This window comes from Methylomonas methanica (assembly GCF_001644035.1).
Taxonomy (GTDB): Bacteria; Pseudomonadota; Gammaproteobacteria; order Methylococcales; family Methylomonadaceae; genus Methylomonas; species Methylomonas methanica_A.
Map to the genome: position 1 here is coordinate 17,008 of NZ_LUUG01000093.1, position 21,909 is coordinate 38,916.

Genomic DNA, 21,909 nt, shown 5'->3' on the forward strand with positions numbered 1-21,909 from the left:
AAAGCATTTGCCCGCTAGATATTTAATTTAAAAAGGAAGGAGTGAATAACATGAAACACGCATTACGCGGCCACCGCGGTTTTACCTTACTGGAACTGTTGGTGGTGTTGGGCATTATCGCCATGCTGGCCGGGATTGTCGGCCCGCAGGTGATGAAACACATGGGCGCCTCCAAAACCAAGGCCGCCAGGGTGCAAATCGAGGATCTGGCGGCATCGCTGGACATGTACAAACTCGACGAAGGCCGTTATCCCACGGCACAACAAGGTTTGGCGGCCTTAGTGGAAAGACCCGCCGAGGCCAAACGCTGGAACGGCCCTTACTTGCGCAAGGATAAGATTCCGCAAGACCCTTGGAATCAGGATTATCACTACGTCTTCCCCGGACAGCACGGCAAGTTCGATTTGTTCAGCTATGGCGCCGATGAAAAAGAAGGCGGCGAAGGCGAAGATCAGGACATCAACAGCTGGGAATAAATGACTTCCCTGCCCGCCTCCAAACCTGTCCGTGGCTTTACCCTGATCGAGCTAATCATCGTGCTGCTGATTAGCGTGCTGGCTTTTGCGGTAATCGGCAGCAATATCGGCTCCGGCAATCGCAGTACCAAGCTGCACGCGCTGGCCAGGGATATGGCCTCGGCCCTGCGTTACGCCCACGGCCAGGCCCTGATGACGCAAAAGCCGGTCAGCGTGGCAATCGATTTGCAAGACAATAGCTACAGCATCAGCAACCGCGACAAAACGTACCCGTTTGCCGAAGACATCGACGTGTCGCTAGTGGTTGCGGAGGAAGAGTTTAGCGAAGGCGAACAAGGGCATATTCGTTTCTTTGGCGACGGTTCCTCCACCGGCGGCAGAATCACGTTGGAATGGGGCAATCAACTGCGTCGCATCGACGTGAACTGGATTACCGGCCAGGTCAGTATTTCCGATGCAGCGGCATAAAGGCTTTTCCCTGCTGGAAATTCTGGTCGCCTTTTCCATTATGGCGATTGCGCTGACCGTGCTGCTGCGCATCTTCGGCACCGGCGTTAACAATGCGGTTATTTCCGAGGAATACACTATCGCGGTACAAATCGCCGAATCGCTGATGGCTCGCACCGGTGTGGAATCCGAGCTGACAGCCGGCGAAAGCCAGGGTACGGAAGGCGATAAATACGACTGGCAAATCATCGTCAGCCCTTCGGCGCAATCGCTGGCGCGTCCCAGCCTGAGAGACACGAACCCGGATCTGCAACAGTCAGCGCCGGAACTGATGTCCGTGCGCGTAATAGTTGCCTGGGGCGAGGCAGAACAACCGCGTTCCGTGGAATTGCATACGTTAAAGCTACAGCAAAAAGGTCCGGGCTAGTGCTGAACCGTTCGCCCGTAAAAGGATTTACGCTGATCGAAATGCTGATAGCCATCAGCCTGCTGGGCATCATGGTGGTCTTGCTATTCGCCAGTTTGCGGATTGCCGCGGAAAGCTGGAACAGCGGCGAAGCCAAAATCAGCGAAGTGAATAAAAAAGCTGTGGTTTACCAATTCTTCAAACGGCATTTGAGCAATACCAAACCCTTCCCCGTCATCCAGGACAACCAACAACAGAACGATCAACAACTGGGATCGCAAGAAGTGCCGAAACTGGCTTTTACAGGCTTGCCGCAAAGCATCAGTTTTGTCTCTGCGCTGCCGGCCGCGTCAGCACGCAAGGGCTTACAGGTGTTTCATGTCGGCTTGGACCCGCAGCAGCCGTCTACCCTTAAAGTAGCATTGACCCCTTACCGGCAAACCGAAACGATACCCGCCGACGCCGAACCGGTCGTGTTATTGGAAAATTTACGGCATCTCAAAATCAGCTACTTCGGCTCCTCAACTGACAACGGTGACGGCACTAGCGGCTGGCTGGACGAATGGCAGGGACAAGCAACCGGTCAGTTACCCAAACTGGTAAAAATCAGCATCGCGCTAAACGACGACAGTTTTTGGCCGGACATGATATTTGCATTAAAAATCAACGGTCAACCGAATGCAGAAGCGCTGCTCGGCGAGCAATCCCAGCCCGGCATTGCCAATGAATAGTATGCCTCGTGCACAGACAGTCACTCGGCAACGCGGTCTGGCGCTGGTGATCGTGATTTGGATATTAACGTTGCTGAGCCTGATGGCCGGCAGTTTTGCGCTGAGTATGCGCCGGGAAAGCAGCGTCGCCGGCGCGCTGAAAAACAATGCCCAAGCGCAGGCCCTGGCGGAAACCGGTTTAAGCATTGCCCAATTCATGCTGCAACAGGCCGATCCCGACCAGCGCTGGCACGCGGATGGCAGCATCTATCGGATACCGGGCAACGATAGCGAAATTCGTATCAGAATTCTCGCCGAATCCGGCAAAGTCGATATCAACGCCGCCGAGGAACCGTTGCTAAAGGCCTTGATTCATTCGGTAAGCGACGATGAAAAACTACAGCTGAACTTACTGGACGCCCTGCTGGATTGGCGGGATGCCGACGATGAACCACGACCGCAAGGCGCCGAGAAAAAACAATATCGGCAGGCCGGACTGGCTTATCAGCCCAGCAATCAACCTTTTCAATCCCTGGAAGAGTTACAACTAGTACTGGGTTTCAACAGCGATATTTTCGAGCAGTTGCAACCGTGGATTACCATTTATTCCGGACAAGCGGAATTAAATTTGCGACTCGCGCCGCCGGAGTTGCTGCAAATGGTTGGCGACAGCCTCAAGGAACAGAATATCCATGATGTATACTTGGATAAACGTTTGTCTGAATCGGCTACGGCGGATGATAACAATACCGAGCAGACCGATCCGGCATTGGCGGATGAAGAGCAAACGTATACTATTATGGTGCAAACCCTGTTGGAAGATCAGGCGACGGCCGCTATCGAAGCAGTGGTAAGAATCCAGAACCAAGACCCCAGCCAAGCGCCCTACCAAATCCTGGATTGGAAGCAAGGTCAGCAAGTGTTGGCCTTATTCGACTCGGCAATGGAATCCCAGCTAATTACCGTTCAAGATGAATTTACAAACGAGCATTGATTTCGATCTGAAACGTTTCTTCCAGTGGTGGGGGCGAGAATTAGCGTTTTTGGTACCGAATCGTCTTAGATCCTTGCTCACAGACCGCAGTGGCGCACTCGTATTCAGCGCCGCCGATGCGGATTTTCAAATCAATTTTTATCGCGACACCGAACAGCAAACCCCCATGACCTGGCGGCTGGACAGCAACATCGCGGACAGTTATCAAAGCTTAAAAGCCCAAAATCCGGACTTTGAAAAAGCCGAATGTATCTTGCGCCTGGACCATACACAGGCACTAAAAAAGATCGTCTATTTACCCGCTGCCGCGCAAGAAAATCTGCAACAAGTCGTCGGCTTTGAATTAGACCGTTATACGCCGTTCAAGGCCGAGCAGGTCTATTTTGCCGCAATCCCGCTCGGCAAAACCGAGCATGGTCAAATTGAAGTATTGCTGGTATTTACGCCCAAATCCTTGCTGGATGAACAACTAGGCAAACTCCAGGCTTTAGGGATACAACCGCTACGGGTGGATTATGGCCATGCCAGCACCGTCTGCCCTGCCGATGCGCCTGCCTACAATTTACTCCCGGAACGCTACCGGCCGCGCGGCAACGCCTTAGCCCAAGCCATGCACTGGCTGCTGAACGGCTTGCTGTTGCTGTTGTTTTTGGCGGTATTGATCTGGCCGGTGTGGCAGGAAGGCCAAGCGGTCGATGTATTGAAGAATCACATCAAAACGCTGGAAAAAGAAACTCGGGTGATAGAAGAACAACAGCATGAAATCGATGCCTTACGCCAGCAAACCCAGCGTTTGATAGACATCAAAACCCAGTCTCCCGCTCTGGTTGCGGTATTGAACGAGCTAAGCACCCTATTAAAAGATGACAGCTGGTTGACGCATTTTCAATTTGCGGACAAACGTCTGCAAATCCAGGGGCAATCACCAGCTGCGTCTTCCTTGATCGGTTTGCTGGAAAGTTCCGGATTTTTCAGTAATGTCAGTTTCGTCTCGCCATTGACCCAGGATAAAGCCACCGGGCGAGAGCGCTTTCAAATTAGTATGGATGTTAGCCCGCCACCGGCTGAGCCCGGTTCGGATACCGATGCGACGACCGCTAGCGATCCAGACCCATCTGAACCTGAGGCAAACGGAGAATCCGAGCAATGAATGACGCGCGTTATCAACGCTGGCTGGCGCTATCACTGCTGGGATTGGTGTTATTTACCGTAATATTTCTGGTATTGTTGCCTTTATTCAGCAGTTGGCTGGATTATCGCGAGCAAAAAAACGACCTACTGTTTCGTTTGCAACGTCAACAAGCTATTGTCGCCCGCCGCGACAGCGTTGCACAAAACCTGGAATCATTAAATCAGCAATACCAGCAGCAAGGCTATCTGAGCGATAGCGATACTGAAGCGCTAGCCTCGGCCGAGCTGCAAAACATCGTCAAAACCGCGGTAACGGAAGCCGGCGGCCAACTGACCAGCACGCAGGGTTTACCGGGTAAGGCCGAAGAGGACTTTGTCCGGATCGCCGTCAAAGTGCGGATGAGCGGCAGCATCGAAGCCTTGCGCGCGGTATTGCACAGCCTGGATACCAATATGCCCTTGTTGCTGGTGGATCAATTGGACATTTCGCCGGTACGCGGCGCGCGCAACCGCAGCACTAACAAAATGGATCCCAGTTCGCAGTTGAATGTGAGTTTTGAAGTAATCAGTTTTATGCGAGCCAAAACCTCATGAATCAAAAGCTGATCAGATTGCAATTAGTGAGTTGCGGCGCGCTTAGCCTGCTGCTGGCGGCGGAATGGACTTATAGTCAATTTACCTTAAAACAATTGCAAACGCTGCTTGAGCCGCGCCCGCAAACCGACTCCCCGGCCGAGCAACTGCCCAATATCGCCGATAGTAGCGGCTCTGCGGAAACGTACAGCGATATTGTCGATAGACCTTTGTTTGTCGAAGGCCGAAAGCCTATCGCCGAAACCAGTCCAACCGATAACTTGCAAACCCAAGATTCCGGACAAATCGACGATTGGGAATTAATCGGCGTTTACGACAAAGACAACAAGCCGACCGCCTTGTTCAGAAAACGCAACGAAGCCAAGAAGTTTTTAAAAATTACCGCAGAACAAAGCATATCCGGTTGGCTGTTGAAGCAAATACAGGCCGACCGTGTTCTGCTTCAGCAAGCCGGCCAGGAAAAATCGGTGGTATTGAGAAAGCCGCGTGCGCAAGTCAAGCCTCCCGTGCCCGGCAAGCCGCCAGTACCACCCAGACTGCCGCAGCCCAACGCCGTTGCCAAACCTATAGAACCAGTACCCAATGAAAATCCCGAGAACATCAATGACAACTAAAAAAATCAACATTCCTCCAATGTTGGCGTTGGCGCTGTCCATGACCGGCTGTGAATTTATCGGCCCGCAATTGCATGAAAAACTGGCCCTTGTCGATAACAAACCGGCTCAAGAAGACACATTGTTGATTCCGGAGCTGGCTAACGATGTCAATAAAAACGCCGAAAATAGAATCACCAAAGTCGAAATGTACCCTAGCGGCGAAGCGAGTATCGCCCCACAAGCCAGCCACCATAGCGGCGGCAAAAGTAGCGGCAAGGGCGAATACAGTTTGAACTTCGATGACGCCGATCTGGGCGAAGTGGCTAAAGTGATACTCAGCGACATTCTGGGCCGGAACTACACCATCAGTCCGCAAGTGGTCGGCAAGGTCACCTTGCAAACCTCCAAACCGTTAAACAAGGACGAACTGATCCCAACGCTGGATATGCTGCTGAGCTTGAATAATGCCGCGCTCACAGAGCAAGCCGGCATGTATTTAATCAAGCCTTCCAACGAAGCCTTGTACAGCAGCTCAATCAGCTCTCTGTCCGGCGCCAAAATGCCCAACGGTTATCAAGTGCGGGTAATTCCGGTAAAAAATGTCGCGGCCTCGGAACTGGCGGACATATTGAAACCGCTATTGCCGGAAAAGTCGTTGCTACACGTCGATCCGAACCGCAATCTGATATTGATCGCCGGTTCCGGCGCGGATATCTCCAGGGCACTGGATGTTGTCAATACCTTTGACGTCGATATATTGAAAGGCCGTTCCTTTGCGTTGTTCACCCCGGCAAACGTCAGCGCCGGCAAAATCATTGAAGAGCTGGAACAAATCTTCAACACTAAAAAATCCAAAGACGACGAAGCCAGCTTTTTCCGGTTTATCGAGATAGAAAGACTCAACGCGGTATTAGCCGTCACTCATCAAGCCAGCTACTTGAAGGATATTGAAAACTGGGTATTTCGGCTGGACCGCATCAACACAGCGGCAGCCGGCGGCGTGAATGTCTACCGAGCGCAACATGTCAGCGCTACGGATTTGGCCGATACCTTAAGCAATATTTTCGGTAGCGGCGGTTCCGGTAAATCCAGCAAGGCTTCCATCGCTTCCGGCCGCAAATCATTATCGGCCACCAATAAAAAGTCCGACAGTTCATCGAGTAGCAGTGCGGGCGGCGCGAATCGGCAGCAGGATTCGATGAGCGATAGAACGCTTAGCGACCGAACTAAAGACAAAAACAGCAGCGGTAGCGGCGCACTCGGCGGCAGCTTAAGCAGCAGTTCGGGCAGCAACAATAACAACGACATGCCGAATGTGAAAATCATCGCCGATGAAGGCAATAACGCCCTAATCGTTGTGGCGACCGCCCAGGAGTACGCTGTGATCGAACGCGTACTAAAACAACTGGATGTGCTGCCTTTACAGGTTTTGATTGATGCAACTATTGTTGAAGTATCACTAGTCGATGAGCTTAAGTATGGTATTCAGTGGTATTTTAGTCATAACAACGCAGGAATAAACCAAATAAACGGTGGCGGGGCAAATCAAGGCCTGAACCTGATTGATTTCACTAAAGACGCCGCATCAGCGGTATCAACTGGCGGATTTTCGTATGCGTTTAGCAGTGGCTCAAAAGATATCCAGGCCATACTAAATGCCAGTGCCACAAATAATAACTTCAACGTAATTTCTTCACCTTCTTTAATGGTGCTTAACAATCAAGAAGCCACTATCAAGATCGGCGACTCAGTGCCGATTCGATCTTCAGTCTCAAGTAATTTAAGCGGCAATACCAATAATGGAATTGTGCAAACAAGCTCAATTCAAATGATCGATACCGGCGTAAATCTTTCTGTAAGGCCAAGAGTGAATTCGGGTGGATTGGTATTAATGGACATTCTTCAAAGTGTAAATGAGGCAAAAACTACTGACACTAGTAAAGATATTGACTCACCCACAATTCAGAAAAGGGAGATAGAAACCAGCGTTGCCGTTCAAAGCGGAGAAACAATAGTACTGGGAGGCCTAATAGATGACAAAAATACTTACAATCGAGGAGGTGTGCCTTTGCTCCATGAGTTACCGTTGATCGGCCCACTATTCGGAAGCACTACGCGTAACAACAATAAAAAAGAACTAGTGGTTTTAATCACTCCTCGTGTTATGAAAAGTCGCCAGGATGCCAAAGAGATCACAGAAGAATTCAAACGGAAACTATCGGGCATCTATTATCAAAAGCCTATCGAAATCAATGTTGATGTGGAAACGGTGCAATAGGCTCAAGTCTGTAGCCCTTATCCGCCAAAAAACCGGACGGTAAAACATGAATCCAATCTCGCCGGACAGGCTGATTTCGTTTTGGTCGATTGCCCAATTGGAAGCCAGCGTAGTGATTCTGATGAATATCGTCGGTGCGCTGTTTTTGGGCATGGTGGTGGGCTACGAACGTTCCTATCACGGCCGGGCCGCCGGCATGCGTACCTATGGACTGGTGTGCATGGCTTCCGCGGCGGTAACGGTTATCGTCGGTTATCCGCAGTTCTGGTTTGGCGGCTTATTGCCGCTCACGGCTACCGCCGACCCCACTCGTGTCATTCAGGGCATCGTGACGGGTATCGGTTTCTTGGGTGCCGGCGTGATCATGAAGGAAGGTCTGAACATCAGCGGCCTGACCACCGCCGCATCGATTTGGGCGTCTTCGGCCATCGGTATTTTATGCGGCGCCGGGTTTTATTTTGCGGCCATTGTGTTGGCTTTAATCGCGTCGGCAACCATGATATGGGGCGGACAAATTGAAGCAGCCTTGCCTTCTCGTCACGCAGTGTCGGTGGTTTTGCGCTTTCATAAGGGTTATAGATCCAACCAGACCGATATAGACGATTTGGCTAAAGCTTCAGGCTATCGCTTGGCCGAAGGATCGATCAGCGTAATCAGCGAGAATGGGCAAGAAGAATGGCACTTGGTTTTTATTGCGACTGGCAATCATAAAATATCGATACCTGCCATTGCTGATAGCCTGGAACGCTGCGAATTTATTAGCGGCTACCAAGTCGCTTTTGCGAGAAACTAGCCTTAGTGAAACTGTTAGGAAGCAGGGAATTAATAACATGCCCCTACTTCCAAAGCCGTTTAATTGATTCAATTGCCCGGAACAATTACATAACGTTTTTGACGCATTGCCTGGCAAAAGTATTAATCGATAGGGTATCGCTTAAATATTCGTTGAATAATCCATTGATATCAACCGGGTTAAGATAGACATAAACTCCACAACCGGTTAGCGCAATAAACTGCTGACTCAGCGTTTCAAAGAACAGGGTACGTGTTTGACTAAGTTGTGTGTTTTCATTGCTTGACGTGTTCATGACATCCACCTAATTTGTTGGTTAAACCCAACTTTTAAGCAGCATAATCCAAGCCAACGATTACTGTGCCTGATGTGCATTAGCCTGAATACGCCCGGTAAACAGGCCAAAGACCTCGAAAGCCCGTTATCACTGTGTCGCAGGAAAAGCAGACCTTATCTTTTCCTGGGTTAACGCTTTCGCGGGGAACTCGAAACAACTTCCCCCAGTTATGACTGTCTTTGAATTGCGAACCGACATGGCAAATTTGTCGCAAAAACTGTCAGAGTTGTCACAAAACTGGCATTTCAGCTAAACCCGCCAGAGTTTTATGCAGGGGATTACTCAACGGCCATACAAGCTTCCACCAATCTCACCCAATACGTCGCCCCCAAGGGCAAAATATCATCGTTAAAATCGTAACTGGTGTTATGCAGGGTACAAGGACCGGCGCCATGACCTTTACTGCGATGATCGCCGGAGCCGTTGCCGATGAAGCAATAGCTGCCGGGTAATTTTTGCAGCATAAACGCAAAATCTTCGGCACCCATCGTGGGCTTTTGCTCCAGAACACGCCGCTCGCCGACCATACGGGTCATTACGCTGCGGGACACGGCAACAGCCTGACCATGATTAACCGTCGGCGGATAGCTACGCTTAAATTCAAAATCACATTCCATCCCGTGTGCCAGGCAAATATGCCGGGCTACCTCCCGCATACGGGTTTCGATCAAATCCAGCAGTTGATTGGAGAATGTGCGTACCGTGCCCGCCAGTTTGCAGGTATCGGCGATGATATTGGTTGCCTCACCCGCGTGCACCATGGTTACTGAAATCAAGCCGTTATCCAGAGGATTGGCGCTGCGAGTCAAGATTGTTTGAAACGCCATAATCATTTGCGCCGCCACCGGCACCGGGTCCAATCCTAAATGCGGCAATGCCGCATGACAGCCCTTGCCGCGGATGACGATGCTAAAGGTATTCAAGGATGCCATCACCGGTCCAGGACTGACGGCAAATTGTCCGGCCGGCAATTCAGGCCAATTATGCATGCCGTAAACCGCCTGCATCGGAAACAATTCGAACAGGCCGTCCTTGATCATCTCATCGGCGCCGCCACCGCCCTCTTCCGCCGGTTGAAATATCAGATAGACGGTACCGTCAAAATGACGCTGGATTGCCAAATATTGCGCCGCAGCCAAGAGCATGGCGGTATGACCGTCATGCCCACAGCCATGCATTTTGCCTGGGTACCGTGATGCATGCGCAAAGCTGTTGGTCTCGTGCATAGGTAAGGCGTCCATATCAGCACGCAAGCCGATAGCCTTATCGGAACTCCCTGCTTTGATAATTCCCACTACGCCGGTTTTACCCAAGCCGCGATGAATAGGAATCCCCCATTCAGTCAACTTTGCCGCGACCAGCTCGGCGGTACGCACTTCTTCGAAGCACAACTCCGGGTGGGCGTGTATATCGCGGCGCAATTCGCGGATACCGGCAATATTGGCGACAATTTCCGGTATCAGAACGGCTGGCGACGATTCAGCATCGATTGTATTCATTGTGGAGTCATTAGGCGGTCTAAGCCGCATCGGTTTTGCGCAGCTTTTCCACAAGAGTGGTTCTGCGCATATTCAGCAGTTTGGCAGCATGAGCGACAACACCATTGCATTCTTCCAGAGCCTGACGTATCAATTCGTTTTCGAGATCGGTCAAATATTCCTTAAGATCGATACCTTGTTCCGGTAAATGTACTGCCGCACCAGGTGTCGGCATCGCCAGAGCCTCCCTCTCGGCCGGACGCACGATGTGAATATCTTGCTCCGGCAGTGAAATCTGCACGCCTTCCGGCACCTCATAAGCCTGAAATTTTTCCGGCAAATCGCCGACATCGACACTAGCATCCGGACTAATGATAGCTAAACGCTCGATCAAATTAGACAGCTCTCGGACGTTACCGGGCCAACTATGCTGCATCAAGGTGGCGATTGCACGTGGCAATAAACTGACGGTTCCCCTGTTGGCGGCTTCCATGCGCGCCACCAAATCGTTGATTAAATAAGGAATGTCTTCCGCTCTTTCCCGCAAGGCAGGCACTTCGATCGGAAACACGTTCAGACGGTAAAATAAATCTTCACGAAAGCGCTTTTCGGCGATTTCCTGTTCCAAGTGACGATGCGTCGCAGCAATAATACGCACATCGCAATGGATGGTTTTATTGCTACCGACCCGCTCGAAGGTGCGTTCCTGCAACACTCTTAACAACTTAACCTGCATCGGCATCGGCATGTCGCCAATTTCATCCAAAAACAGCGTACCGCCTTCCGCCATTTCAAAACGACCTTGCCGCGAAGTCAAGGCGCCGGTGAATGCGCCCTTCTCGTGACCGAATAATTCGCTTTCCAGCAGTTCGCCCGGAATGGCGCCGCAATTGACCGGCACGAACGGCCTGTCTCTGCGCGAGGAAGCACGATGTAGCGCTTGCGCCACCACTTCCTTACCCGTACCGGATTCACCCAATATCAACACTGTGGCGTCGGATTTGGCGACTTGATCAATTTGGGCGCGGGTTTTTTGAATGGCTTTGCTTTTACCCGCCAGACCCTTATCCGGTAGCGATTTTTTAGTTGCTTGAGCGGGCTGCGGCAAGCTGTCCAGTAATTGAATCAATTGTGGGTAAACAGTCGGCCACTCCAAGGTTTTGTTGGCCATTTGTTGAATGGCGCTAACCACTTGCGGCCCACCCGCGTCCACCAGCAACACCACCGGTATATCGCCAACACTTTCGGTGACCGTTTTGATCAAGCTGGCTTGCTTGTCGCCGCCGCAGCCGACAAATACCGCATCGAAACCGCCGTGCTCTCTGAGCAGCGCTTCGAAATCGCTACTGGCAACCGTCTCCACCCGATATTCCAGAAACCGGAGTATACCTTCCACTTGCTGACTGCGGTGGGTGTTGTCATCAATGAGCAAAATTTCTGGCAAAGCCATGCGTATAATCTCTGCAAACTACGTTATTTTAAGGCGGAAGGGTGTTGCTGATTTTAAGTTAAGCATCGAATCCGGTTATTGTCAAAATGGCCCCATTTCAATCTATTGCATAGTTTAGTTCATGTTGTTTACATCGATTGACTAATCAGCAATCCAATTTTGCGGCTTGACAAATTTTCCACAACATAGAAACTAGCTCAATGTTTAACAGCCAAGAGCCCTGTTGCCTTGAACGAAATATCCTTGAGTATACTGTTCGGTATACTGGCAGCCCTACTGATCATTTCAGCTTTTTTTTCCGGCTCTGAAACCGCCCTGATGACGCTGAACCGTTATCGGTTGCAGCATTTGGTGAAAAAAAATCATAAGGGCGCTATTAAAGCCCATCAACTCCTGAAAAGGCCGGACCGTTTGCTAGGCCTTATTCTGCTGGGCAACAATTTTGTCAATATCCTGGCATCGTCCTTAACAACTTTGATCGCCATCCGCGTTAGCGGAGACAACGCTATAGCCCCAGCTATTGGCCTGCTGACTTTCGGCATGCTGGTATTTTCCGAAGTGACTCCAAAAACCTTGGGCGCACTCAAGCCTGAGTTACTGGCGCTACTGTCCTCCTGGATTTACATTCCATTATTAAAAATATTTTATCCCTTGGTATGGGTGATTAACTCTATATCCAGCCTGTTATTATGGCCATTCGGCATTAAAAGCACGAGTAATACGGCTATCGAATCGCTTAATAAAGACGAGTTAAAAAGTATCGTTTCGGATGCCAATCATTTGCCGACGCGCTATCAAAATATGCTGTTGAGTATTTTAGATCTGGAATCTGCCAGCGTTACCGACATCATGACCCATCGCAACGAAATTGTCGGCATTGATCTGGAAGAATCGGTTGAAGATATTATCGAACAACTACAAAATAGTCCGCATACTCGCCTACCGGTATACAAAAAAAATATAGACCGGGTGATAGGTTTTCTACATTTACGTACGATTTTGGCACAAATTAGTGACCCTGATTTTGACAAACACAATATCACCAATAGCCTATCCAAGCCTTTCTTCATACCGGCCAGCACCTCGATTCATAAACAAATGCAAATCTTTAAGGCCGAAAAATTACGCATCGGCTTAGTTGTGGACGAATATGGCGACGTGCAAGGATTGGTGACACTCGACGACTTATTGCAAGAGATTGTCGGTGAATTGGTCTCGGAAGAACCCGATATAAAAATGCAAAAAGACGGTAGTTATCTGGTGGATGCCGGCGTAACCATCCGCGAACTCAACCGCATCACGCATTGGGATTTACCCACCGAAGGGCCGAAAACCTTGAATGGCCTGGTGATCGAATATATGGAAACCATTCCGGAACCGGGCACCAGCGTCAAGTTACATGGGCACATCATTGAAATAATTAAGCGCGATGAAAACGCAATCAAGCTGATTAAATTCAATCCCAAACGCTAATCAAAATTTATTTTAGGCAAAAAAAAGGCGGTTATTTTAATAACCGCCTTGGAAGCAATAGGAAGAAATATAACGCAACTTTTAACTATCAAACCGAACGAAAAAGCTAGGCTAATGATAGTTGCGAAAATTTCAAATTCAAATGTGGCATATTGTCGCAGGCTGCATTTGAGCTTTAAATAGGCCAGAGGTATTGCCAATCGCTCATCTCAACCAACCCTTCCTTTTAAAGAAAATAAACGGCAGCAATACCGAGACAGTCATCAATCCGAGCGCAAAAGGATAGCCAAGCATCCACTGCAATTCCGGCATATTCTCAAAATTCATACCGTAAATACTGGCAATCAAAGTGGGCGGCAACATAGCCACCGAAGCCACCGAGAAAATTTTGATCACTTTATTCTGATTGATATTGATAAAACCGACCGTGGCATCCATCAGGAAGTTGATCTTGTCGAACAAAAACGCAGTGTGACTATTAAGCGATTCTATATCCCGCAGAATTTGCTGCGCATCCTCCAGCTGCGTGGTATTCAGCAGTTTGCGGCGAATCAGAAACGACACGGCGCGCTGAGTATCGAGCATATTTCGGCGGATTCGGCCATTCAAATCCTCTTCTTCGGCAATATCGGTCAAAATATCCGCAGCTTCTTCGTCGCTAATATCCTGGCTTAATACTTTTTTACTGACAATTTCCAGCTGTTCGTAAATATTCTCCAGCGCATCCGCGGAATACTCGGCTTCGGCACCGTATAAATCCAGCAACATATCCTTGCAATCCGAGACAAAGCCCGGCTGCGTGCGTGCGCGTAAGCGCTGTAAGCGAAATACGGGCAATTCTTCACTACGTACCGAAAACAGCATATCGCCGCGCAATATGAATGCGACCGGTACACTACGTGACTTACCTTCGCGATCCAGTAAAAAGTCCGAATGGATATGAATCTCGTGCTGATCCTCGACGTAAAACCGGGCGCTGGCTTCCAGATCGGTCAAATCCAGGGGGTCGGGTAACTCCAGGCCATAATGTTGCCCGATAAGCAGCCTTTGCGCCTTGCTAGGCGCCAACAAATCGATCCAGATCGGTTTGATGGCGTACAAATCGTGTCGGCAGGTAATCGCCACCTTGGCCAGGCGACCTTCGACCAACTCGAATGCGCTCATCTGCCCCACGCCACAATGCGGTTCTCGGTCGCCGACCAAATCCTCGCGCAAGCTATCCGACAATTCCCAAAGCACATCGTCCTGTCTGGATTCCTCGACCTGCTGCCAGACCAAGTTCGCATCCTCCAGGTCCAGAGCATGCAGAATTTGACCTATTTCGATAGCAGACAGTCGCCCCAACAGACTACGCAGTTCCACCATGTGCTGCTTTTGTACCAAAGCGGTGATCAGCTTGCGGCGCGGCATGGGCTGATTGTTCAGCATGCCTTCGACAAGCTTATGTTTTTTCAACAAATCGTTGATTGTTTGTAACGACAAGAGCAACTCCGGAATAAAGCAAGCACCAAATTTTTTATTCGGCGGGTATAAAACGGCTAACTTTAAACCAAAACGCTGACAAAAAATCCGTCGCCGCTCTTCGGTGAACGGCGAACTTCAGTAAATTTAGACAAAAGCACTTAATTTTGATGACAGATCAAACGATGGATTGATGCAAACCATCTGCTTAAAGTAGTCGCTGACAGATAATTTACACAATATGCAAGTCACCACGCCGGGCAAACAGACACGGCGATAGCAAGCAATTCCGAGTTAAATGCGGCCGTATTGATCTTCGTAACGGACGATGTCGTCTTCGCCGAGATAGCTGCCGGATTGGACTTCCACCATTTCCAAAGGAATCACTCCTGGGTTCTCCAGACTGTGAATAACACCCAAGGGGATATAAATCGATTCATTTTCGGTGACCAAAATTTTCTCACCGTTTTTATCGACCCAGGCAGTGCCTTTGACGACAACCCAATGCTCGGCGCGGTGATGATGCTTTTGGACCGATAATTTTGCACCGGGCTTCACCACGATACGCTTGGTTTGATGGCGCTCACCGGCATCGACCAAATCATAATGCCCCCATGGCCTATAAACTTTACGATGCACGCTGGCCTCGCTACGTTTCAATTTTTTCAGTTGATCGACCACTTCCTTGACGTCTTGCACCCTATCTTTAGCCGCAATCATTACCGCATCGTCAGTTTCAACCACCACCAAATTCTCTACACCGATCACCGCTACCAATTTGTTAGCCGAGTGAATATAGGAGTTACAAGTATCCACCGTTAACACATCGCCTTTGATGGCGTTGCCGGCAGCGTCTTTCTCGGTTACATCCCATAGTGCGGACCAGGAACCGACATCGTTCCATTCCGCATCCAACGGGATCACCACTGCCCGGTCGGTTTTTTCCATCACTGCGTAATCGATGGAGTCGGACGGGCAAGTCGAAAAAATCTGCTTATCCAATCGCACAAAATCCAGATCCGGTTTTGCCGCCCGCAAGGCTTCCCTGCAAACCTCCAGCATTTCCGGATTATATTTTTCCAACTCACGCAAAAAACAACCGGCTTTAAAAGCGAACATACCGCTGTTCCAAAAATATTCGCCACTTTCCAGATAGCGCTGCGCGGTTTGCAAATCGGGCTTTTCAACAAACGCGGCAACTTTATAAGCCTCGCCATAACGGGTATCGCCGCGTTTGATGTAGCCGTAACCGGTTTCCGGCTCGGTCGCAACGATTCCAAAAGTCACCAATAGATCCTGTTTCGCCAACAGTTCGGCTTGGACCACCGCGCGATGGAAAGCAGGGCGATTGCCGACCACATGGTCAGCTGGCAAAATCAACAATACATCGTCTTCTGAGCGTGCACTCAATGCGGCCATCGCCACGGCAGGAGCGGTATTTTTGCCGACCGGCTCCAAAATAATAGCGGCAGGTTTGATCCCAATTTCCCGCATTTGCTCTGCTAGCATAAACCGATGATCTTCATTACAAACCGCTATCGGCGCTTGTAAGCCGGCGATGCCATCAAGCCTTAAAATGGTTTCCTGAAGCATGGTGTTGCCGGACACCAAGGGTAAAAATTGCTTGGGATACTGACCACGAGACAAAGGCCATAGCCGTGTTCCTGAACCACCTGATAAAACTACCGGGATCATAATGTCGTTTTCCTTACGGGCTGAATGAAAATGGGTTGGGCTAGTCTAACATTTAGACGACTGCTGGGGTCAAGCCTTGGTTTACGCGATTTAAGCCCAAAATGTGCACCTTCGTTTTCATCAAATTGCCACAATAACGTCGGCCTAAGCTTCTAATTGCAACAAGCTACCGCGAGCTGTTTCAATTTTTGCCTGGCCAGCTCGTAATCGCCATCCGGCGTTTCGGTATACAACACCACAAGCAACTCAGCGGATGCGTCACCCGACAAACGTTTCAGCAATTGCCACCATTTAGCCTGATAGGCGTTGGCGGTATTTTTGTCACCAACCCGATACCAACGCTCAACCAACAAACTCCGATGCGTACTGTTTAGTACCGCTTCTTCAATATCGCCGTTTTTATCGGCTGCCCACTGCATGGCAATAACGTCATCATGCAGTATCCGCCATACCGGATGTTTTTGCGGCACCAGATAATTTTGCGAATTGACCAATTCACCGCCTTGGGTTTCATCGCCGAAATTGGCAAAATACATACCGGCTATCGTTTGACCATCGCTTAAATACACTTTGGCATCCGCCACCACGCCCTTAAAACTAGGTTCCCAACCCCAATCGGGCGCTACAACCGGCTGCCAATTAGGCAAAGCGGGCCGACTAAAACGCTCGGGCACCTCTACGTGCGCGGCTTGTAGCGCCGATAAGCCTTGCGAAGCAACGGGCCAAATGAAAATGCATAAAGCAGTTATCGTTAGGGCCGGCCAATAATATTTGTAAATCGTTGCGGAATCAGTAAGGGTGGAGTCGCTCGCCGAATCAATGGCAGATGAGGCCGGCCCACCAGCATCCTTGTCGTGCCAAAAAGAGCCAAAATAAAACAACGCAAACATGACAATCCCAAAAAACACCCAGCCATAAACGATATGATCAACGCCGGCAGCGAGTTTCATATCGCTGAAATGGCCTATCATCACAATCAGATAGGCTCGCAATCCGTTAGCCAGAATCGGGACCAAGAAAGAGAGCGCGATGAAGATGCTGCGCTTCTTATAACTGCTGTAATTGAGGTAAGCGTATACCGACCCTAGTGTTAGCGATGAAATCAAATAACGTAAACCGCTGCACCCTTCTACTACCGACCAGTTACCCGATGTTAGCGTAAAAAACAAGCCTTCCCGGTAAACACTCATTCCCGTCAGCCGTATCAGCGTAACGACAAAGGTGGCGGTGTATTCCATTAGCGGCGGAATAAAAGCTTCCCCGAATGGCACCATCAAAAATAAAAACACCATCGGAAATAACATTTGCGCGATGACATGACTGCCAAGCGCGGCCCAAAAGCCACCCACTAAAATCCCGACCACGGCCCATTGCTGAATCACCGCCACATGCACCAAATCGGCAATTAACCAGCCAAATCCGCTCACCACAATAAACAGCAAACCTAATGTACTAAAAGCGGGCCGTAAATCTCGATAGTGATCCCGACGCAACCAAATCAACCAAAGACTAACGGGCGCCACTAAATAGCCATGCGTGAAAGTTTCCGACCGTGACCAAATAGCAACAATTGACTGCCAAGTCTCAAAAAAAACCGCTAGCGAAACCAGTGTGACCAACATGACGCCCAATAACGGTTTACGCCAGTGATCAGGTAGTGCCAACACTTTTAACATTCTATTTCCTCTGCTGCTTAGAGTTTTATACGGGTACTCGAGTATGAAGACCCGCGTGGTCTGGATGCTATTGAGCCTAGACTCATTCCAAATTTTAGCGAATTGCTATTTACCGCTGCTATCATAAGCCTGCTGATATATCGACCACGTCTAAAGTTTGCGGCGTGGTTTTCAGCTAGTTCGCTAATCTCTGCTACGATGAAAGTTCACTGCGTTGGTCGACACAATATTCAGGCTTTTTAATTATTAAACAAAATCTATGGCAATTCTGTTTTTTTTGGGTTTCTGGTTGGCGTGCCTCGCGGGGTTATGGCTATGGAAGAAATCCTTATTTATCGCCACATGGCGTGAACCGTATTTTGCCGATACGCCGGTTTTAATCGAAAGCGACGACTGGGGGCCTGGCGGCGACTTTCACGCGGAGCGCTTGACGCAACTGCTCTCCATGCTCGCTCAACACAAAGACTCTGAGAACCGATCTGCGATACTCACTGCGGATATGGTCTTAGCCGTACCGGATGTCGCGAAGATCGAGGCCACGGGCCAGTATCACAGACGGATGCTGGACAAAGACTTCCCAGCCATTTTTCAAGCTCTACAACAAGGCATACAGCAAGACACTTTGGTACCGCAGCTGCACGGCATGGAACATCTAAACGGCAAGGCTTTCGCCGAATTATGCCAGCAGCGAGACCCCCGGCTCGCAATAGCCCGTGCGAGCGAGAATTGGTGGGACTGGGAAAAACTCGATTCGCCGCTACAAGGTCATTACGTTGACGGACGCAACTTACCCACCCAAGCCATTAGCGCGGCAGATGCCAGGTCATTGGTGGCAGATGCTATGCACTACTTCACCAACATGTTCGGCTATCCCAGCCTCAGCACGGTTGCCCCTTGCTATCTATGGAACGATGAGATCGAACAAAGTTGGCAACAGCAAAATATCATCGCCATTCAAACTGCCGGATACCGCTGTACTAGGCGCGATGAAACCGGGCATTATTTTCAGGATCCGCCGTTGATTCGGGTTGGAAATACCAATCGTTTTGCACAACTGTATCTGGTCCGCAACGTGATGTACGAGCCTGTCGACGGCAAAAACACCCCGGCTAGCGCATTTTCCGAAGCCGAAATTGCTTATCGCCAAGCCCTGCCTGTCAGTATTTCCACGCATCGCTACAATTACACCCGCTCTCAAGAAGAATGCCAACAGGCAATTGCCGGACTCGATCAACTTTTACGGCAAATCAGAGAAAAATTGCCCAATATTCGCTTCTTGGCGTCCCCAGAACTTGGCGAATGTTTGCAAAATAAAACCGACAACATCGTCAATCGCTTCAACCAGCATCAATGGCCAAAAATTAAGTTAGCCGCCACTTATCGTAAAACCGGCGCTTTTCTATACCGTCTATACTATCGACATAGAAAATTAGCGCTGATCGGTTACTGCACCGGTTTGATTATTCCGGCCTGGCTGATTTGCAAAACCAGTGTATAAAAACATTGAAAGTATCGAAAACTTTACGCAGCCAAATATGAAAATCAGCGCCGTCATTCCAGCGTATAACAGTGCGAAATTCATTCGCGCCGCAATCAACAGCATTCAGGCGCAAACCAGTAAAGTAGATGAAATTATAGTGGTGGACGATGGTTCGACCGACGACACCGAACAAGTCGTCAAGGAGATTTCCAGTGCCATCATTTATCACAGGCAAAGCAATCAAGGCCCGTCCGCCGCACGGAATAAAGGCATAGAGTTGGCGAATGGCGACTGGATTGCATTTCTGGATGCGGATGATCAATGGACAACGGACAAAATCGCCAAGCAAATACAGACCCTGCAAGCTAACCCGGAACTCCACCTGATTGCCGGAGACATGACCGAAATCGACAATGACGACCACCTAATAACCCAGTCGGTATTAGCCAAACATCAAATGCTGGAAAATTTCCAACATCTGGCTGGCAAACCAATTCCCAACGCCCTTGCAGCGCTGGTTAAGAAAAACTTCATTCCCACCGGTACGGTTTTGGTGAAACGCCAAACGCTGCTTGAAGCAGGCATGTTCAATGCCGAGATTCGTTTCGGCGAGGATTTGGAACTGTGGGCAAAAATCGCTACTCATCATCCAATCACTTGCCTACCTGACATTTTGATGTTTCGCCGCCAACACGGCAATAATGCTACTCAAGCAAACGAGCGAATCTTGATCGATCTGGTCAAAGTCATGGATTCTATTCGCTGCTACGCAAAACAACAATTGGTAGAACAAAGCGTAAACCCCGATCAATTGGTTGCCGAAGCATATTGGACTTTGGGATATTGGCATTTTAATTTTGGCAAACGCCGTGAAGCCGCACAAGCTTTTGCCGCCAGCCTAAATCAGAAATTCACACTAAATAGCTTGGTGTTTTTTTTAAGTAGTTTCTTACCCAATACTTTGATCTCGACCATTAGAGCAATTAAGCAACAATTGGCAAAGTCCTTATGATTTAGAGAGCATTCTTAAAATGTTTCCCTATAAACTTCACGAACCTGATTCGCATGACTAACAACAGTAAAATAAAAAAAATAATTTTTGTGGAAAATGGTATCGGTTACGGTGGAGCAATAATATGCTTGCGGCACCTAGTCAGAAATATTGATCGCAGCCGCTTTTTGCCTATGGTGGTGACAGGCCGAACCGGCCCGCAATACCAAGAGATAGCCCACGAATCACTGTGGAAACACATACCGGACCGGCACATCGACATTGTGTCGTTAAAAACGAAAGCAGCGTCTATTCAATGGTTAAAAAACCTAACCCCGCTGAGCTTTTTCGTAAATCAACTACTCGCAAGGGCAGACGACATTTTTAATTTTGTACCTTTTTTCGTTCAGCTACTCTGGACTGCTTGGCGTTTCGATGCTGACTTGATCCACGCTAACAATGAACCAGTTTGCAATCGAGCAGCGCTTTTGGTCGCCAAAATTCTAAGAATTCCAAGCATATGCCATGTCCGCGGAGATCCGGTTGATTCCAGAATAGGCCGGTGGACCTACGCCCTACCCGACCATTTCGTTTCCGTATCCAATTGGGTTGCTGAAGCGATGCAAAAAAATCTGGACGTTCCTCAGCAAAAAATCAGTGTTGTTTACGATGGCATTGCACTAGAAAATCTGGACATCAACATCAACGGAAATGCATTTAGACAGCAATACAATATCCCGCAAAACGCTTTCGTTGTAGGCTTAGTAGGATTGCTCATTCCCTGGAAAGGACAGGAAATATTTTTGACCGCAGCCTCAAAATTAATCGGCAAAATTCCAAACCTGAAGATGTTAATAATTGGCGGAACACCAAACGATTACGTTAATTACGAAACTGATTTGAAGAAACGAGTAATAGAAGAAAGTTTGACTGAGATAGTAATATTTACAGGCCATATTTCCAATATGGAAACCGTTTATAATGGCCTCGATATTGTGGTCTCTGCTTCGACAAGTCCGGAGCCGTTAGGTACCGTTGTAATTGAATCGATGGCGATGGGGCGGCCTTTAATCGGCCCATCTCATGGCGGAGCTGCCGAGATGATCAGTACAGGAGAATCCGGACTATTGTTCAGCCCCGGTAACGCCGACTCACTAGCCGAGGCAATACTCACTTTTTATGAGTCACCCGAAATGAGAAAAAAGCTTGGCACCACCGCCAGGGTAATAGCGTTGCAGAATTTTTCGGTTGAGACCCACACCAACAAAATACAAGCGCTTTATGAAAATCTATGGACTGATAGGCGCCAAATAAACTAATAAAACCACAATCCAATATACTTTGAAATTAACTTCAAGGACCTTATTGGTATTTGCGAAAAACAAAAATTTATTTATTTAGCATTGACAAAATAGAACAATATGCAACTCAAGAGCCATATTT

At 49.1% G+C, this 21,909-nt stretch carries 20 protein-coding genes; 14 read left to right on the forward strand and 6 right to left on the reverse strand.

Annotated features, from left to right (window positions below; genetic code table 11):
* Positions 1–50: 50 nt before the first annotated feature.
* The 10 genes from gspG to A1332_RS16950 are packed head-to-tail and all read left to right on the forward strand — an operon-like array spanning position 51 to position 8,425.
* A complete protein-coding gene (gspG, locus tag A1332_RS16905; protein ID WP_064009614.1) occupies positions 51–476 on the forward strand; it encodes a type II secretion system major pseudopilin GspG in 426 nt (141 codons plus the stop codon).
* Complete coding sequence (locus A1332_RS16910; protein WP_064009615.1) at positions 477–944, forward strand: GspH/FimT family protein; 468 nt, start codon at positions 477–479, stop codon at positions 942–944. It abuts the gene before it with no gap.
* Positions 931–1,350: a type IV pilus modification PilV family protein gene (locus A1332_RS16915; protein WP_064009616.1), complete on the forward strand. Its 420-nt coding sequence runs from the start codon at positions 931–933 to the stop codon at positions 1,348–1,350. The genes A1332_RS16910 and A1332_RS16915 overlap by 14 nt, the downstream gene beginning before the upstream one ends.
* Positions 1,350–2,060, forward strand: coding sequence for a prepilin-type N-terminal cleavage/methylation domain-containing protein (locus A1332_RS16920; protein WP_064009617.1), 711 nt, complete (start codon positions 1,350–1,352; stop codon positions 2,058–2,060). The genes A1332_RS16915 and A1332_RS16920 overlap by 1 nt, the downstream gene beginning before the upstream one ends.
* Positions 2,053–3,033 (forward strand): general secretion pathway protein GspK, encoded by a 981-nt coding sequence (locus A1332_RS16925; RefSeq protein ID WP_064009618.1) that lies wholly within the window; start codon positions 2,053–2,055, stop codon positions 3,031–3,033. Before A1332_RS16920 ends, A1332_RS16925 begins: the two co-directional genes overlap by 8 nt.
* Positions 3,011–4,183, forward strand: a complete 1,173-nt coding sequence (locus A1332_RS16930) for a PilN domain-containing protein (protein ID WP_064009619.1) — start codon at positions 3,011–3,013, stop codon at positions 4,181–4,183. Before A1332_RS16925 ends, A1332_RS16930 begins: the two co-directional genes overlap by 23 nt.
* On the forward strand, positions 4,180–4,758 hold the full coding sequence (gene gspM, locus A1332_RS16935; RefSeq protein ID WP_064009620.1) for a type II secretion system protein GspM: 579 nt from the start codon (positions 4,180–4,182) through the stop codon (positions 4,756–4,758). Before A1332_RS16930 ends, gspM begins: the two co-directional genes overlap by 4 nt.
* Entirely contained in the window at positions 4,755–5,372 is a 618-nt protein-coding gene (locus tag A1332_RS16940) for a hypothetical protein (protein WP_064009621.1), read from the forward strand. Before gspM ends, A1332_RS16940 begins: the two co-directional genes overlap by 4 nt.
* Complete coding sequence (gspD, locus tag A1332_RS16945) at positions 5,362–7,632, forward strand: type II secretion system secretin GspD (protein WP_064009622.1); 2,271 nt, start codon at positions 5,362–5,364, stop codon at positions 7,630–7,632. Before A1332_RS16940 ends, gspD begins: the two co-directional genes overlap by 11 nt.
* A gap of 46 nt (positions 7,633–7,678) precedes the next feature.
* The gene (locus A1332_RS16950) at positions 7,679–8,425 is read left to right on the forward strand and encodes an MgtC/SapB family protein (RefSeq protein ID WP_064009623.1); all 747 of its coding nucleotides are present in this window, start codon (positions 7,679–7,681) and stop codon (positions 8,423–8,425) included.
* An 85-nt stretch (positions 8,426–8,510) separates the two neighbouring features.
* Here A1332_RS16950 and A1332_RS24945 read toward each other — a convergent pair whose 3' ends face one another.
* From A1332_RS24945 to A1332_RS16960, 3 genes are all read right to left on the reverse strand, one after another.
* Positions 8,511–8,720, reverse strand: a complete 210-nt coding sequence (locus tag A1332_RS24945) for a hypothetical protein (RefSeq protein WP_082879748.1) — start codon at positions 8,718–8,720, stop codon at positions 8,511–8,513.
* Between the two features lie 320 nt (positions 8,721–9,040).
* On the reverse strand, positions 9,041–10,261 hold the full coding sequence (locus A1332_RS16955; RefSeq protein WP_064009624.1) for a M20 aminoacylase family protein: 1,221 nt from the start codon (positions 10,259–10,261) through the stop codon (positions 9,041–9,043).
* 19 nt (positions 10,262–10,280) lie between these two features.
* Entirely contained in the window at positions 10,281–11,690 is a 1,410-nt protein-coding gene (locus tag A1332_RS16960) for a sigma-54 dependent transcriptional regulator (protein WP_064009625.1), read from the reverse strand.
* Positions 11,691–11,918: 228 nt separating this feature from the next.
* On the opposite strand from A1332_RS16960, the gene A1332_RS16965 reads away from it, so the two are divergent.
* Positions 11,919–13,163 carry an HlyC/CorC family transporter gene (locus A1332_RS16965; RefSeq protein WP_064009626.1) on the forward strand — a complete coding sequence of 415 codons (1,245 nt, stop codon included), beginning with the start codon at positions 11,919–11,921 and terminating at the stop codon, positions 13,161–13,163.
* 204 nt (positions 13,164–13,367) lie between these two features.
* On the opposite strand, the gene corA is transcribed toward A1332_RS16965, so the two are convergent.
* The 3 genes from corA to xrtA form a co-directional block, all read right to left on the reverse strand.
* Positions 13,368–14,645: a magnesium/cobalt transporter CorA gene (corA, locus tag A1332_RS16975; protein WP_064009709.1), complete on the reverse strand. Its 1,278-nt coding sequence runs from the start codon at positions 14,643–14,645 to the stop codon at positions 13,368–13,370.
* 273 nt (positions 14,646–14,918) lie between these two features.
* Positions 14,919–16,319, reverse strand: coding sequence for a mannose-1-phosphate guanylyltransferase/mannose-6-phosphate isomerase (locus A1332_RS16980; RefSeq protein WP_197491493.1), 1,401 nt, complete (start codon positions 16,317–16,319; stop codon positions 14,919–14,921).
* A 152-nt stretch (positions 16,320–16,471) separates the two neighbouring features.
* Positions 16,472–17,995, reverse strand: coding sequence for an exosortase A (gene xrtA, locus A1332_RS16985; protein WP_064009629.1), 1,524 nt, complete (start codon positions 17,993–17,995; stop codon positions 16,472–16,474).
* A 259-nt stretch (positions 17,996–18,254) separates the two neighbouring features.
* Between xrtA and A1332_RS16990 the strand changes: the two genes are divergently transcribed.
* Genes A1332_RS16990 through A1332_RS17000 form a run of 3 tightly spaced genes read left to right on the forward strand, consistent with a single transcriptional unit; the run spans position 18,255 to position 21,785 of the window.
* Positions 18,255–19,493, forward strand: coding sequence for a hypothetical protein (locus A1332_RS16990; RefSeq protein WP_064009630.1), 1,239 nt, complete (start codon positions 18,255–18,257; stop codon positions 19,491–19,493).
* A gap of 37 nt (positions 19,494–19,530) precedes the next feature.
* A complete protein-coding gene (locus tag A1332_RS16995; RefSeq protein WP_064009710.1) occupies positions 19,531–20,487 on the forward strand; it encodes a glycosyltransferase family 2 protein in 957 nt (318 codons plus the stop codon).
* A gap of 53 nt (positions 20,488–20,540) precedes the next feature.
* A complete protein-coding gene (locus A1332_RS17000; protein ID WP_064009631.1) occupies positions 20,541–21,785 on the forward strand; it encodes a glycosyltransferase family 4 protein in 1,245 nt (414 codons plus the stop codon).
* Positions 21,786–21,909 lie beyond the last annotated feature (124 nt).

Excerpts from the sequence above, each read along its gene's own strand:
- gspG (WP_064009614.1), top strand. The coding sequence starts at position 51 with ATGAAACACGCATTACGCGGCCACCGCGGTTTTACCTTACTGGAACTG.
- A1332_RS16910 (WP_064009615.1), top strand. The coding sequence starts at position 477 with ATGACTTCCCTGCCCGCCTCCAAACCTGTCCGTGGCTTTACCCTGATC.
- A1332_RS16915 (WP_064009616.1), top strand. The coding sequence starts at position 931 with ATGCAGCGGCATAAAGGCTTTTCCCTGCTGGAAATTCTGGTCGCCTTT.
- A1332_RS16925 (WP_064009618.1), top strand. The coding sequence starts at position 2,053 with ATGAATAGTATGCCTCGTGCACAGACAGTCACTCGGCAACGCGGTCTG.
- A1332_RS16930 (WP_064009619.1), top strand. The coding sequence starts at position 3,011 with ATGAATTTACAAACGAGCATTGATTTCGATCTGAAACGTTTCTTCCAG.
- gspM (WP_064009620.1), top strand. The coding sequence starts at position 4,180 with ATGAATGACGCGCGTTATCAACGCTGGCTGGCGCTATCACTGCTGGGA.
- A1332_RS16940 (WP_064009621.1), top strand. The coding sequence starts at position 4,755 with ATGAATCAAAAGCTGATCAGATTGCAATTAGTGAGTTGCGGCGCGCTT.
- gspD (WP_064009622.1), top strand. The coding sequence starts at position 5,362 with ATGACAACTAAAAAAATCAACATTCCTCCAATGTTGGCGTTGGCGCTG.
- A1332_RS16950 (WP_064009623.1), top strand. The coding sequence starts at position 7,679 with ATGAATCCAATCTCGCCGGACAGGCTGATTTCGTTTTGGTCGATTGCC.
- A1332_RS24945 (WP_082879748.1), bottom strand. The coding sequence starts at position 8,720 with ATGAACACGTCAAGCAATGAAAACACACAACTTAGTCAAACACGTACC.
- A1332_RS16955 (WP_064009624.1), bottom strand. The coding sequence starts at position 10,261 with ATGAATACAATCGATGCTGAATCGTCGCCAGCCGTTCTGATACCGGAA.
- A1332_RS16960 (WP_064009625.1), bottom strand. The coding sequence starts at position 11,690 with ATGGCTTTGCCAGAAATTTTGCTCATTGATGACAACACCCACCGCAGT.
- A1332_RS16980 (WP_197491493.1), bottom strand. The coding sequence starts at position 16,319 with ATGATCCCGGTAGTTTTATCAGGTGGTTCAGGAACACGGCTATGGCCT.
- xrtA (WP_064009629.1), bottom strand. The coding sequence starts at position 17,995 with ATGTTAAAAGTGTTGGCACTACCTGATCACTGGCGTAAACCGTTATTG.
- A1332_RS16990 (WP_064009630.1), top strand. The coding sequence starts at position 18,255 with ATGGCAATTCTGTTTTTTTTGGGTTTCTGGTTGGCGTGCCTCGCGGGG.
- A1332_RS16995 (WP_064009710.1), top strand. The coding sequence starts at position 19,531 with ATGAAAATCAGCGCCGTCATTCCAGCGTATAACAGTGCGAAATTCATT.
- A1332_RS17000 (WP_064009631.1), top strand. The coding sequence starts at position 20,541 with ATGACTAACAACAGTAAAATAAAAAAAATAATTTTTGTGGAAAATGGT.